This window comes from Vreelandella boliviensis LC1 (assembly GCF_000236035.1).
Taxonomy (GTDB): Bacteria; Pseudomonadota; Gammaproteobacteria; order Pseudomonadales; family Halomonadaceae; genus Vreelandella; species Vreelandella boliviensis.
Window position 1 is genome coordinate 390,730 of record NZ_JH393258.1, and the last position, 13,434, is coordinate 404,163.

Genomic DNA, 13,434 nt, shown 5'->3' on the forward strand with positions numbered 1-13,434 from the left:
GGCGCTGCTTAGCAAGATTGTCCGCAGGCTACTCCGCTAGCCCACGCCCACTGAAAGTTATAACCACCTAGCTCCCCCGTTACATCCAATACTTCTCCGATAAAACGAAGCTGTGGTAAACCTTTAACCTCAAAGGTTTTGGACGATAGCGCATCGGTATTGACCCCACCCATGGTTACTTCAGCGGTGCGCCAACCTTCGGTTCCTGCTGGCTTCAATTGCCAGGCATTGAGTCTTCCCGCCCACTCATCCAACGCTGCGTTAGCATACTGGGCCAGTGGCCGTGCCGGGTCATGGTCGGGATACCATTCTAGCAGTGCTTGCGCTAGACGCTTTGGAAAGCGTTCGCCAAGCCAAGTAGAAAGCTGACGCTTAGGGGTCTCTTGTCGCGCCTCGCGCAGCGATTCCGCCACATTCTCCCCGGGCAGCAGATCAACCGTAATGCTCTCACCGGGCTGCCAGACGCTGGATATCTGCAGCATCGCCGGCCCAGACAAACCGCGGTGGGTAAACAGCATAGGGTCCACGAAGCGGCAACTGCCAGCGCTAACGGTCACTGGCACGCTCAAGCCAGAAAGCTCTGCTGCGCGCGCTTTCCAGGTATCGCTCAAGGTAAACGGCACCAGTCCAGGACGGGTATCGAACACCTCCAGGCCAAATTGACGGGCTATGTCATAACCAAACCCCGTCGCTCCCATGCTCGGAATGGAAAACCCACCGCTCGCCACTACCACCACACCCGTATCGATTTTACCTATCGAGGTCGTTAGCCGCATGGCACTGCCCTGCTGCTCCACGCGAGTAATCTGTGTACTGAGTTTTATTTCAGCCCCCGCCCACTCACACTCGGTAAGTAGCGTGCGGACGATCTCTTTGGCAGAGGTTGCACAGAATAGCTGCCCCGGTGTTTTCTCCACATGTTCAACGCCATGGCGCTCAACCAGCTCGACAAAATGCTCAGGCCGGTAGCGTTTAAGCGCCGATATACAAAAGTGAGGGTTTGACGAGTAAAAGTGCTGTGGCGTAGTGCCAAGATTGGTAAAGTTGCAGCGACCGCCCCCGGACATCAGGATCTTCTTGCCCGCTTTGTTAGCATGATCAAGCACTAACACCCGTTTGCCGGCATAGCCCGCCTGCGCCGCGCACATTAAGCCCGCAGCGCCAGCTCCGATGATGACGACATCATAGATCATAATGGACAGCTCATAATGAGGGCGACTCCCGCTGTAAAAAGCAGGCATTTTAACAGGGTCAGGCTTAAAAATTATTATATAACCGAATTACCCTATACAATTATTGTATGAATATTATCTAACGCTGAGAACACTATGCTTTTGCCTATTCATCGACGACAGCTGTTGCGACTCGCGCTGGTACCTCTCACCCTGCTGCTATCCAATGTGGTGATCGCCCAATCCACGCCATCAGTCATCGGCACGCGGGTAGTCATGAGCACATGGTCGGACCCACTGGAAGCCTTGGGAACGCTTAGCGCTGATGAGAGCGTCACGCTATCAGCTACCGTCACGGACATTGTTGCCGATATCAATTTCCGTGACGGCGAGCAGGTAGAAAAGGGGCAACTGCTTATTCGCTTAGAAGATGCAGAAGAGCAGGCGCAGTTAAGGGCCTCCCAGGCACTTCGCGAAGAGCGGCTCAATGCATCCAACCGGGCTTCACAGCTGCAAGAGCGCAATCTTGCGGCCCGGGCCGATGTAGAAGATAGCCTATCTCGGCTGCGTCAGGCAGATGCCAATATTCAAGCAATTGAAGCTCAGCTAGCTAATTATCAAATAAAAGCCCCCTTTAACGGCCGTGTCGGCTTTCGCAATATCAGTATCGGTGCCTTGGTCACCCCAGGAATGGAGCTGGTGACGCTCGATAAATTGGATGTTATGCAACTCGATTTTGGCGTACCCGAGGTATTCCTGGGCCGCCTCTCGCCGGGTTTGATGCTTAATGCCACGACTGCCGCCTACCCTGACGACATCTTTAGCGGCGAAGTCGCTACCATCGGTACGCGGGTGGATCCAGTAACGCGCAGCGTTAACATCCGTGCTGATCTCGATAATGCCGATGACCGACTGCGTCCCGGCATGCTGATGGAAGTGATCGTTCAACAACGCGTACGCGACACCATTGTCATCCCTGAGGCTGCCATTGAGCCTAGCGGTGACCGCCACTTTGTGATGCTTATCGAACAGCCTGAGGGCACCACACGCCTGGCACGACGCGAAGTGGTGATCGGCGAGCGGCGCAATGGGGAGGTGGAAATTCTTGAGGGCTTAGCCCCTGACGATTTAATTGTCGTTCATGGCCTACAACTGGCCCGAGATGGGCAAGAAGCGAGGTTGATCGGGATTGTCGATGAAGAGACCGGTATACGAGCGCTGCTGGAGGCCGACCGCTAATGCGCTTATCGGATATATCTGTTCAGCGCCCCGTCCTGGCAATGGTGATCGCAGCACTGATTATTGCCTTCGGTCTACTGGCGCTTAATCGCTTGCCGCTGCAAGAGTATCCTACCATCGACCCGCCAGTAGTCACCGTCGATACCCGCTACCCCGGCGCCTCGGCCAGCGTGGTCGAAACACGCATTACTCAAGTGCTAGAAGACCGTATTGCTGGCGTTGAAGGCATTGAGCTGATTACCTCACGCAGCGAAGATGGCCGCTCGCGAATCGAAATCGAGTTTAGCATTGATATGGATATCAATGCCGCCGCCAATGACATTCGCGACCGCATTTCCGGCGCGCTACGCAACCTACCCGACGACGCTGATAACCCCGAGGTTACCAAAGCCGATAGCAGCGAAGAGATAGTGGTGTGGCTAAGCCTTTCTGGCGAAGACTACTCCATCACCGAGTTGACCGATTACGCAAACCGCTTTCTGGTCGACAGCTTGTCCGTTCAGCCTGGGGTGGCACGAGTGCGTGTCGGCGGCGGCAGTGACTATGCCATGCGCGTGTGGCTGGATCGAAACGCCTTGGCCGCGCGGGGACTCACCGTTAGCGATATTGAAGATGCACTCCGGGCAGAGAACGTTGAACTGCCTGCGGGTTCGCTTGAATCCGAAGATCGTCAGTTTATTGTTCGCCTCCCGCGTAGTTTTGCTAGTGCGGAGGATTTTCAGCGCCTTGCCCTCAATGCCACCCGCAGCGCCTCCCCCAATCAGGGCGAAAATGGCTATCTGGTACGCCTTGCTGATGTGGCCAGAGTAGAAGTGGGCGCGGTAGAGGATCGCTCGGTATTCCGCTCTAATGGCATACCCATGGTGGGCCTGGGCATGATCATGCAGTCGACGGCCAATGTGATAGAGCTCTCCGAAGCGGTGCAGGTAGAGCTTGAACGCCTACAAGGCACGCTACCCGAAGGCATGTCTCTGAGCCTGAACTACGACGCCTCGCTGTTCGTCTCCGGGGCGATTAAGCAGGTCGTTATGACGCTATTTATCGCCATGGGCTTGGTCGTGGTGGTGATCTTTCTGTTTCTGGGCAATTTGCGCACCACCCTGGTTCCTGCGGTGACCGTTCCGATTGCCGTTATTGGAGCCTTTACCGCTCTTGCCGCGATGAATTTCTCGATTAACCTGCTAACGCTGCTAGCGCTGGTACTGGCGATCGGTCTGATTGTCGATGACGCTATCGTAGTGCTTGAAAATATTAACCGACGCATGCACGACTACGGCGAAACACCGTTAGTCGCCGCCTTTCGCGGTACTCGGCAGATCGCCTTTGCCGTCATCGCCACCACCCTGGTGTTAGTGGCGGTTTTCGTGCCGCTCAGTATGCTGCAAGGCGATATTGGTCGGCTATTTTCCGAGTTCGCGTTGACCATGGCCGCCGCGGTAGTGGTCTCTACCTTGTTGGCGTTAACGCTTACGCCAATGATGGCGTCCAAAATTCTTAAGCCGGGCATGCACGACAGCCGGATTGGCAAAGCGGTGCAGTGGCTGCTTAGCGGCACCCAGCGACGTTACCAGGCGTCGTTAGAGTGGATGCTTAAAATGCGCTGGCTGGTAATAGCTGCGTTTGCATTGCTGATTGGTGCCACCGCCTGGCTGGCCACGGTGCTGCCGAACGAATACACCCCACAGGAGGATCGCGGCAACTTTATCGTGTTAGTGAATGGCCCTGAAGGTGCCACCTTCGACTACATGATGGATTACATGGATGAGATCGAATCGCGTATGACGCCCCTGGTAGAAAGCGGCGAGTTGGAGCGCGTGGTCGTTCGCGCCCCGCGTGGTTTCGGCAACATTGAAAACTTTAACAGCGGCTTTATTATCGTCAATATGGCCGACTGGGGCAGTCGACGCAGTGCCTGGGAGATTATGGCCGAAGTGCGCGAAAAGCTACGCACCCTGCCGGGGGTACAAGCCTTCCCGGTGATGCGCCAAGGGTTTGGGCAGCGTACCCAAAAGCCGGTACAGTTTGTGCTGGGCGGAGGCAGTTACCAAGAGCTTGCCCGCTGGCGCGATACGCTGATTGATCATGTGCGCGAAAACAATCCGCGTTTAATGGCACTTGAGAGCAACTATAACGAAACCCAGCCGCAGTTGCGGGTCGACATTAACTACGAGCGTGCCGCTTCGCTAGGCGTTACCGTGACCGAGATCGGCAGAACGCTTGAAGTATTATTAGGTGGGCGTAACGTCACACGCTATGTTGATGACGGTGAAGAGTACGATGTGATTTTGGAAGGTGACCGCGGTAGCCAAAACAGCCCAAGAGCGCTGGACAACATACAGGTGCGCTCAGCGCGCACAGGCGAGCTGATACCTCTGGCCAGCCTGGTCACCCTCTCCGACTTTGCTGGCGCCAGCACCCTGAACCGCTTTGACCGTATACGGGCGATTACAATTGAAGCCAACTTGGCGGATGACTACCCCCTCGGTGAAGCCTTGAACTATTTAGAGCAGAGTGCCATAGAGCTACTGCCAGAAGAGGCACAAACCAATGTGGCAGGGGCCTCGCGGGACTTCCAAGAGGCCAGCGGTGCTACCGCTTTTCTGCTGATACTGGGCGCATTAGTGGTCTTTTTGGTGTTAGCCGCGCAGTTTGAGAGCCTGATTCACCCCTTTGTGATTATGCTCACAGTGCCGCTAGCGATGAGCGGTGCTCTACTCGCTCTGCTGTTAAGCGGTCAATCGCTGAATATCTACAGCCAAGTAGGCTTGGTGCTGCTAATTGGCCTAGCGGCTAAAAACGGCATTCTGATTGTCGAGTTTGCCAACCAACTGCGCGACGAGGGAAAAGCATTTCGTACGGCGTTGATTGAAGCCTCTGTGACGCGTTTAAGACCCATCCTAATGACCGCCGTGACCACCATGGCCGGTGCCATTCCACTGATTGTCTCGACAGGGCCTGGGGCAGAGTCGCGCCTGGTCATCGGCACTGTAATTATGGCGGGGGTAGGCTCGGCGACGCTGTTTACGCTGTTTGTCGTGCCTGTGGCTTACGATCTACTCGCGCGTCACACTGGTTCTCCAGGTGCCGTTAAGCGGCAGTTGGAGGAGGAAATTGCAAACGCGCCAGCGGACTGATGTCATGGCGACTGAAGCGTGGCAATTTGGGCGGGAGGGATGTCATTGCGAAGCTTCGTCGTTTCACTCTTCGCAATAACACTCTCAATGAAAAAGGGTGCCTATTGGCACCCTTTGAAAAGAGAGCTAGCGATTACTCACACTCGCCGAGATGCTCGCCTTCAATCACGGTATTCATGCTCAGCTCACCCATGGGTGACTGGGTAAGGATATCAACGCTGCCTTCGATACGTTCACCCATAAAACGCATTTCGCCATCGATGGTGGCTTCACCGCCCTCAGCACGACACACCATGCTGTAGCTTAGGCCGTCCGCGTTCAACTCCTGGTCGAGCAGCTCGCAACCCTCCTCCTCCTCAATGAAGCCGAATTCAGCGCCCTCAAGCTCTTCCTGGGTAATACACTGGCGCTCGGTTTCCGTTTGATCCGGAATTTCCATTTCGCCGCTAATGCTGGTTTTGCTCACAAACTCCCACTCACCAGGGGTGACATTGGGAGTTTCAGCCAACGCGACCATCGGAAAGGCCACTAGGGCCGCTACTGCCATGTTACGTAACATCATCGCTACTCTCACTGCGTTTGCTTTAGGAACCTATGAATATCCTACCTGATTCAATCCCACGATGCTTTACCTGACCGCCATACTGCTACACTCAACGTTTTATGAATCACGCAATGTAAAACAAATGCCTGATTCAGCGCACCCGCTATACAAGGTAGCCAACAATGCAAGACGACGCCCTGGTCAATTATGACTTTCACTGTCCTTACTGCGATTCTCCACTGACCTTTCTCATTGATACTTCACAGGGCAGCCATGACACCTGGGAAGATTGCCATCAGTGCTGCGCACCCATCCAGCTACAAATTATCGTCTCGCCGATGACAGGGGCACTCGACAGCATTGTCGCCGGGCGCGACGACGACGTCCTATAGCTTGAATTAAACCTCTTGCAGGGCAGCCTTCCGCTTGGTCTCATTACGCCGCATAAAAAACCAAGCCAATAACGTTGCCAGGGATACGGTCAATATAATCAACGTGGCGAGCGCATTAATCTTTGGCGACACGCCCATACGTACCGATGAAAACACCACCATGGGCAGCGTATTAGCCCCTGGGCCTGAGACAAAGCTGGCGATCACCAGGTCATCGAGTGACAACGTAAAGGCCAACAGCCAGCCAGCCGCCAGCGCCGGGGTAATAATCGGCAACGTGATCGAAAAGAAGGTTTTCAGCGGCGGCGAGCCCAAATCCATCGCAGCCTCTTCAATCGAATGATCTACTTCCCGCAGCCTTGCCGCCACCACCACCGCCACGTAGGCACTGCAAAAGGTAGTGTGAGCAATCCAGATCGTCGCCATACCCCGGTCGGCGGGCCAGCCGGTAATCTGCGCCATCTGCACAAATAGCAGCAATAGCGAGAGACCCGTTATTACTTCAGGCATCACCAGCGGCGCCGTCACCATACTCGATAGCGCCGTTTTGCCTCGGAAGTGGCCGAAGCGTGTCATCACAAAGGCCGCCACGGTGCCCAAGCAAACCGCCATGCTGGCCGCAAAAAAAGCGATGCGTAGGCTCGTCCACACCGCCGACAATATCTGCTGATCACGAAACAGTTCGCCGTACCACTGGGTGGAAAACCCCGCCCACACTGTGACCAGTTTCGACGCGTTAAACGAATACACCACCAGCACAAACATCGGCAGGTAAAGAAACAGTAGGCCAAGCACCAGCATGACCGTCGAGAAGTTAGGCCGTCGCATTCTGATCATGATTCAAGCGTCACTCTTGAAATTCGCGGGACTGGTAGCGGTGGAACCAGACAATCGGCACCAGTAACAGCAGTAGCATTACCATGGCCAGCGCCGACGCCACGGGCCAGTCGCGGTTGAGGAAGAACTCCTCCCACAGCACTTTGCCGATCATTAGCGTGTCAGGGCCGCCCAGCAGCTCGGGGATCACAAACTCCCCTACCGCCGGAATAAACACCAGCATCGAACCGGCTACGATGCCGCCAGTAGAGAGCGGCAAGGTGACTTTGATAAAGGTATTGAGTTTGCGCGAGCCAAGATCAGCAGCGGCCTCTAATAGCGAGTTATCCATGCGCGTTAAGTGGGCATACAGCGGCAACACCATAAACGGCAGGTAGGCGTAGACAATACCAATGGTGACCGCAAACTGGGTATTCATCATACGCAGCGGCGAATCAATCAGGCCAACCCCTATCAACAGGTTATTGATTAAGCCGCTGTTACTGAGAATCCCCATCCAAGCGTAGACACGAATCAAAAACGACGTCCACGACGGCAACATCACCAGCAGCAGTAACAGCAACTGCCAGCGGGCCGGTGCCCGTGCCATGGCATAGGCCATCGGGTAACCCAGCAGCAAACAGGCCAGCGTGGCGATAAACGCCGTCTTCACCGAACCCCAGTAGGCGGCGATATATAGCGAGTCGGAGAGCAGAAAAAGGTAATTGCCTAGGTTGAGAAATACATGCAGCGTCTGATCGACGTACTCAAGCAGCGGGCCATAGGGAGGAATGGCAATCGCCGCCTCGGAGAGGCTGATTTTGAGCACCAGCGCAAAGGGCAGTAAAAAAAACAGCGTTAGCCACACAAGCGGAAACGCGATCACTGCCCGACGCCCTAACTGCAAGCGTTTGAGCAGTGCTGAAGAACGAGATAACTTCATTAAGGGCCGTCTCCTCGCGGTAAGGAATGCGCCACTGTTGCAGTTCAGTATGCTAGCGGTTAAAGGCGTTAGCGGTTCAAAACAATCGTGCTGTGATCTTCCCAGTAGACATACACACTGTCTTCCCAGGTAGGCCGATCACCGCGACGCTTTGTATTGGCCATACTGACTTTAATGATCTGGCCCGACTGGGTGCGCACGTAATAGAGCGAGAAACCGCCTAGATAGGCGATATCATCCACCTTGCCTTCCGCCCAGTTATATTCAGTGGTGGGTTTCTCGCGGGTTAGCCAGATTTTTTCAGGTCGAATTGCGACCCAAACCCGACGATTCGACGCCTGAGTGGTAATACCATGGTCAATGTAAATAGGTCGTTCAAGTGCAGGTGCGACAATGCGGCAGTGGTCGGCTGCGTCTTCGATAATCTCCCCTTCAAACAGATTCACAGTGCCGACGAATTCCGCCACCATGCGGCTTACCGGACTTTCATAAATATCGATTGGCGAGCCTACTTGCTCAATCCAGCCATCGGCCATTATCGCCACGCGGTCGGCCATGGTCATGGCCTCTTCCTGGTCGTGGGTGACCATAATGCAGGTAACCCCTACCTGCTCGATGATCTCGACCACCTCCAGCTGCATTTCAGTGCGCAGCTTTTTATCCAGCGCGCCCATGGGCTCGTCTAACAGCAGCAATTTTGGTCGTTTGGCGAGCGAACGCGCCAGCGCCACCCGCTGGCGCTGGCCGCCAGAGAGCTGGTGCGGCTTGCGCTTGGCAAAACGCTCCATATGCACCAGCTTCAGCATATGCGCGACGCGAGCGTCGATATCTGCGTTGGGTAGCTTGTCCTGCTTTAAGCCAAAGGCAATATTCTGCGCCACCGTCATATGCGGAAATAGCGCATAGGACTGAAACATCATATTGATAGGCCGCTTGTGCGGGGGCATCGCGGTGATATTTTCACCGTCTAATAAAATGCGGCCTTCAGAGGGCGTCTCAAAGCCCGCCAACATCCGCAGCAGGGTTGATTTACCCGACCCGGAACCACCCAATAGCGCGAAAATCTCCCCGCGCTTAACCTGCAAATTGACATCATCCACCGCCAGCGCATCATCAAACCGCTTGCTCAAGCGTTTTACTTCCAGCACCACATCTTCAGCAAACCGCGGGGTTTTGCCCTGGGATCTCGGCGAGGTAGAAGTAATTGGCAAAGCAGATGAAGGCTCGTTCGACAGGGGCGTAGTGACCATTCGCCACTCCCATCAAAAGGCCCGGAAACCCGGGCATTAAAAAAGATGAACAGCGAGCCGGTGAGTATCAGCCTCTGGCTCGCCGTCGGATAAATGTCGGTTTAACGACCCGACTTCACGCGATTCCAAATACGCGTGCGGGCGCGCTGCACATCTTGAGGCTTTTCAATCGCTACGTACAGGTTTTGCATGACCTCGGTTTCCGGGTAAATAGCCGAGTCATTGATGATCTCATCAGAGAGATACTCATTGGCCGCCACGTTAGGATTGGCATAACGCACGTACTCGGTAATTTCAGCGGCGATTTCCGGGTCGAGAATAAAGTTGATAAAGGCGTGAGCGTTTTCAGTGTTCGGCGCATCAGCGGGAACTGCCATCATATCGAACCAGAGGGCAGCGCCTTCTTTGGGAATGCTGTAACCAATACTGAAATCACGGCCAGCCTCTTCAGCACGCTCGGCAGCCTGGAAAATATCGCCAGAGTAGCCAGCGGATACGCAGATATCACCATTCGCCAGATCAGACACATAGCGTGACGAATGGAAGTAGGTCATATTGTCGCGAACACCGGCAATCAACTCGCCGCCAGCTTCCAGGTCATCAATATTTTCGCTAAGCGGGTCTAAGCCCAAATACGCCATAGCGGGAGAGAGCATCTCATCACCTGAATCCAGCATCGACAAGCCGCAGCCCGCCTCGCTCAACGCAGCAGTTATTTCAGGGTCGAATAGAAGAGCCCAGCTATCCACCGGCGCGTCGTCACCCAAAATCTCCTTCACGCGATCAACGTTATAGCCAATACCATTGGTGCCCCACATATAGGGAACAGAGTATTCGCTACCGGCATCGATGGTTTCCAAGCGGGTCATCAGTTCGGGGTTGAGATTGTCAAAATTGGGCAGTAACTCATGATTGAGCGTCTGGTAAACACCGGCACTCAATTGACGAGTAAAGTAGTGGGTAGAGGGCACCACTACATCGTAGCCGGAGCGCCCGGCGAGCAGTGCGGCATCCAAAATTTCATTGCTATCATAAACGTCATAGATCACTTCAATGCTGGTACGCTCGGTGAATTTTTCCAGCGTTTCCGGAGCAATGTAGTCTGACCAGTTAAACACCCGCACCTCTTCAGCGTGGGTAGCGCTAGCCGCTGCGGCGAATGAGATGGCCGCAACGGCCGCGGAAAGTTTATGGATGTTCCCCATTATCACTGCTCCTGTTATCTAAGCTATTCACTAAACGATTCAGCCAAATAATTTGCCAAGTGCCTTTTACCAAGTGCGCCCTGCTGCTGTCGCCACCAGCTATCAGCGGCTAACAATAGCGTAGGCCATAATGCTGACCGTGCGAATTTTGCGGTGCAGCGACGTCGGCCGCAAGACAATGTGAAAAATTCTTGTATTTTACCCTACCGACCCCATTAAGTAGCCAATGAAACAGGATTCTCTTATCCGCCAATAGGGCAATGCTATTGGCTAGATGGCTTTTTTTAATTTTAGACATTAGTCACTAGCCGTTAGCATTAGCCATACTTTATAAACCCGACACTCATGACACCTGGAGATTATCTGAATGTCCTTGATCAACACTGAAGTAAAGCCGTTTAAAGCCACTGCTTACCTGAATGGCGAATTCGTCGATGTGACTGAAGCGGATCTGCAAGGCCAATGGTCTATCTTTTTCTTCTACCCGGCTGACTTCACCTTTGTATGCCCGACCGAGCTTGGCGATCTGGCTGATCACTATGCTGAGTTCAAGAAGCTGGGCGTCGAAATCTACAGCGTTTCAACCGATACACACTTTACTCACAAAGCTTGGCACGACAGCTCTGAGACCATCGGTAAACTGCAATACCCGATGATTGCTGATCCGACGCTACGTATTTCGCGTAACTTCGAAGTACTGATTGAAGAAGCCGGCCTTGCTGAGCGCGGCACCTTTGTTGTCGACCCCGATGGCAAAATCCAAATTGTTGAAATCAACGCTGGCAACATTGGCCGTAACGCCGAAGAGCTGCTGCGTAAAGTGAAAGCTGCTCAATACGTTCGTGCCAACCCGAACGAAGTGTGCCCGGCTAAATGGAAAGAAGGCGAAGAAACACTCGCTCCGTCTCTGGATCTTGTAGGCAAAATCTAAATCGCCTACAGCTTTCACGCGCTTGCTCTTATTTGCTAGCACAAGTGCGTGCAGATTCTACGCCCGGGTTTCACCCGGGCGTTCTGTTTTAAAACAGTTTTCAAACCAGTTTCTAAATATTAATGATTAGCACCGTCACACGCGTGTGTTCAATACGTCTGTTACCTGCGAGGAAGCTACTGTCATGCTGGACGCCAATTTAAAATCCCAGTTGAAAGCGTATCTGGAAAAAGTGACTCAGCCGTTCGAGATCGTTGCCTCCCTCGATGACGGTGCCAAGTCGCAAGAACTCCTCGGCCTGCTTGAGGACATCAGCAGCTTAAGCGATAAGATTACGCTACACAGCGATGGCCAGGACGCCCGCAAGCCATCGTTTGCGATCAACCGCCCCGGTGAAGAGACGGGCGTGGTGTTTGCTGGTATCCCCATGGGTCACGAGTTTACATCGCTGGTGTTGGCGCTGCTGCAAGTAGGCGGCCATCCGCCCAAAACCTCTGATGAGCTACTCGACCAAATCAAAGACCTCGACGGCGAAATGCTGTTCGAGACTTACTACTCGCTTTCATGCCAGAACTGTCCTGACGTGGTACAAGCGCTAAACCTAATGGCGATTTTCAACCCGAACGTACGCCACGTCGCTATCGACGGGGCTCTGTTTCAGGACGAAGTTGAGTCGCGGGAAATCATGTCGGTGCCGAGCATTTATCTGAACGGTAAGCCGTTCGATCAAGGCCGCATGACACTTGAGCAGATTCTGGCCAAGGTTGATACTGGTGCCGCCGAACGCGATGCCAAAAAGCTAAACGAAAAAGCCGCTTTCGATACGCTGGTGATTGGTGGCGGTCCGGCAGGCGCGGCGGCAGCGATTTACTCAGCACGTAAAGGTATTAATACCGGCGTTGCAGCTGAGCGCTTCGGTGGCCAGGTAGCGGACACCATGGGAATTGAAAACTTTATCTCTGTTTCCCATACCGAAGGCCCCAAACTGGTTAGTGCGCTTGAAGAGCACGTAAAAGATTACGAAGTCGATGTCATGAATCTGCAGCTTGCCACCTCATTTAAAGCAGCCGAGGTGGAAGGTGGCTTGCACGAAGTCGCCTTTGAGTCTGGCGCAAAGCTTAAGAGCAAAACCCTGATACTGGCGACGGGCGCCCGCTGGCGCGAAATGAATGTGCCCGGCGAACAGCAGTACCGCAACAAAGGCGTGGCTTACTGCCCCCACTGTGACGGCCCGCTGTTCAAAGGTAAGCGGGTAGCCGTGATCGGTGGCGGTAATTCGGGTGTTGAAGCGGCGATTGACCTGGCGGGTATAGTCGGCCATGTCACGTTGGTGGAGTTTATGGGCGAGATGCGCGCCGACGCGGTATTGCAGAAAAAGCTCAAGAGCCTGCCTAACGTCGATATTATTCTCAACGCACAAACGACCGAAGTGACGGGTGATGGCAGCCGTGTCAATGGCTTGAACTATAAAGACCGCACCACCGATGAGAGCAAAACCATCGCGCTGGAAGGTATTTTTGTTCAGATTGGTCTGGTGCCTAACACCGAATGGCTGAAAGGCTCACCGATTGAAATGACGCCCCGCGGTGAGATCATCGTGGATGCTCACGGTATGACCTCGGTACCCGGCGTATTCGCCGCAGGGGATGTTACTACTGTGCCCTACAAGCAGATCATCATCGCCATGGGCGAAGGCGCCAAGGCATCGCTGGGCGCCTTCGACTACTTAATCCGCAATTAATGACTTAGTAGTGAAAGATTTAGTTAAAGACTTAGCAGCATCGATCCTTTTGACGTAAAAGACCGTG

11 protein-coding genes are annotated in these 13,434 nt (G+C 54.0%); 5 read left to right on the forward strand and 6 right to left on the reverse strand.

Going from position 1 to position 13,434, the window contains the following annotated elements; all coding sequences use genetic code 11:
* Positions 1 to 8: 8 nt before the first annotated feature.
* The gene (locus KUC_RS10995) at positions 9 to 1,193 is read right to left on the reverse strand and encodes a BaiN/RdsA family NAD(P)/FAD-dependent oxidoreductase (protein WP_007113273.1); all 1,185 of its coding nucleotides are present in this window, start codon (positions 1,191 to 1,193) and stop codon (positions 9 to 11) included.
* Between the two features lie 135 nt (positions 1,194 to 1,328).
* Here KUC_RS10995 and KUC_RS11000 point away from each other — a divergent pair, with 135 nt between their 5' ends.
* Positions 1,329 to 2,411, forward strand: coding sequence for an efflux RND transporter periplasmic adaptor subunit (locus KUC_RS11000; protein WP_007113274.1), 1,083 nt, complete (start codon positions 1,329 to 1,331; stop codon positions 2,409 to 2,411).
* Positions 2,411 to 5,545, forward strand: coding sequence for an efflux RND transporter permease subunit (locus tag KUC_RS11005; RefSeq protein WP_007113275.1), 3,135 nt, complete (start codon positions 2,411 to 2,413; stop codon positions 5,543 to 5,545). Before KUC_RS11000 ends, KUC_RS11005 begins: the two co-directional genes overlap by 1 nt.
* A 133-nt stretch (positions 5,546 to 5,678) precedes the next feature.
* On the opposite strand, the gene KUC_RS11010 is transcribed toward KUC_RS11005, so the two are convergent.
* Positions 5,679 to 6,107 carry a DUF3617 domain-containing protein gene (locus tag KUC_RS11010; protein ID WP_040480684.1) on the reverse strand — a complete coding sequence of 143 codons (429 nt, stop codon included), beginning with the start codon at positions 6,105 to 6,107 and terminating at the stop codon, positions 5,679 to 5,681.
* 164 nt (positions 6,108 to 6,271) lie between these two features.
* On the opposite strand from KUC_RS11010, the gene KUC_RS11015 reads away from it, so the two are divergent.
* Complete coding sequence (locus KUC_RS11015) at positions 6,272 to 6,481, forward strand: zinc ribbon domain-containing protein (protein ID WP_007113277.1); 210 nt, start codon at positions 6,272 to 6,274, stop codon at positions 6,479 to 6,481.
* Positions 6,482 to 6,487: 6 nt separating this feature from the next.
* Here the strand turns inward: KUC_RS11015 and KUC_RS11020 are convergent, their stop codons facing one another.
* From KUC_RS11020 to KUC_RS11035, 4 genes are all read right to left on the reverse strand, one after another.
* Positions 6,488 to 7,318: an ABC transporter permease subunit gene (locus KUC_RS11020; protein ID WP_040480686.1), complete on the reverse strand. Its 831-nt coding sequence runs from the start codon at positions 7,316 to 7,318 to the stop codon at positions 6,488 to 6,490.
* Between the two features lie 10 nt (positions 7,319 to 7,328).
* A complete protein-coding gene (locus KUC_RS11025; protein ID WP_007113279.1) occupies positions 7,329 to 8,240 on the reverse strand; it encodes an ABC transporter permease subunit in 912 nt (303 codons plus the stop codon).
* 68 nt (positions 8,241 to 8,308) lie between these two features.
* On the reverse strand, positions 8,309 to 9,490 hold the full coding sequence (locus KUC_RS11030; protein WP_040480688.1) for an ABC transporter ATP-binding protein: 1,182 nt from the start codon (positions 9,488 to 9,490) through the stop codon (positions 8,309 to 8,311).
* Positions 9,491 to 9,591: 101 nt separating this feature from the next.
* Entirely contained in the window at positions 9,592 to 10,695 is a 1,104-nt protein-coding gene (locus tag KUC_RS11035; protein ID WP_007113281.1) for a polyamine ABC transporter substrate-binding protein, read from the reverse strand.
* Positions 10,696 to 11,062: 367 nt separating this feature from the next.
* Here KUC_RS11035 and ahpC point away from each other — a divergent pair, with 367 nt between their 5' ends.
* Both ahpC and ahpF read left to right on the forward strand, forming a co-directional pair.
* Complete coding sequence (ahpC, locus tag KUC_RS11040; RefSeq protein WP_007113282.1) at positions 11,063 to 11,626, forward strand: alkyl hydroperoxide reductase subunit C; 564 nt, start codon at positions 11,063 to 11,065, stop codon at positions 11,624 to 11,626.
* A 184-nt stretch (positions 11,627 to 11,810) separates the two neighbouring features.
* The gene (ahpF, locus tag KUC_RS11045) at positions 11,811 to 13,367 is read left to right on the forward strand and encodes an alkyl hydroperoxide reductase subunit F (protein WP_007113283.1); all 1,557 of its coding nucleotides are present in this window, start codon (positions 11,811 to 11,813) and stop codon (positions 13,365 to 13,367) included.
* Positions 13,368 to 13,434 lie beyond the last annotated feature (67 nt).

Coding starts and splice junctions, on each gene's coding strand:
- KUC_RS10995 (WP_007113273.1), bottom strand. CDS start 1,193: ATGATCTATGATGTCGTCATCATCGGAGCTGGCGCTGCGGGCTTAATG.
- KUC_RS11000 (WP_007113274.1), top strand. CDS start 1,329: ATGCTTTTGCCTATTCATCGACGACAGCTGTTGCGACTCGCGCTGGTA.
- KUC_RS11005 (WP_007113275.1), top strand. CDS start 2,411: ATGCGCTTATCGGATATATCTGTTCAGCGCCCCGTCCTGGCAATGGTG.
- KUC_RS11010 (WP_040480684.1), bottom strand. CDS start 6,107: ATGATGTTACGTAACATGGCAGTAGCGGCCCTAGTGGCCTTTCCGATG.
- KUC_RS11015 (WP_007113277.1), top strand. CDS start 6,272: ATGCAAGACGACGCCCTGGTCAATTATGACTTTCACTGTCCTTACTGC.
- KUC_RS11020 (WP_040480686.1), bottom strand. CDS start 7,318: ATGATCAGAATGCGACGGCCTAACTTCTCGACGGTCATGCTGGTGCTT.
- KUC_RS11025 (WP_007113279.1), bottom strand. CDS start 8,240: ATGAAGTTATCTCGTTCTTCAGCACTGCTCAAACGCTTGCAGTTAGGG.
- KUC_RS11030 (WP_040480688.1), bottom strand. CDS start 9,490: ATGGTCACTACGCCCCTGTCGAACGAGCCTTCATCTGCTTTGCCAATT.
- KUC_RS11035 (WP_007113281.1), bottom strand. CDS start 10,695: ATGGGGAACATCCATAAACTTTCCGCGGCCGTTGCGGCCATCTCATTC.
- ahpC (WP_007113282.1), top strand. CDS start 11,063: ATGTCCTTGATCAACACTGAAGTAAAGCCGTTTAAAGCCACTGCTTAC.
- ahpF (WP_007113283.1), top strand. CDS start 11,811: ATGCTGGACGCCAATTTAAAATCCCAGTTGAAAGCGTATCTGGAAAAA.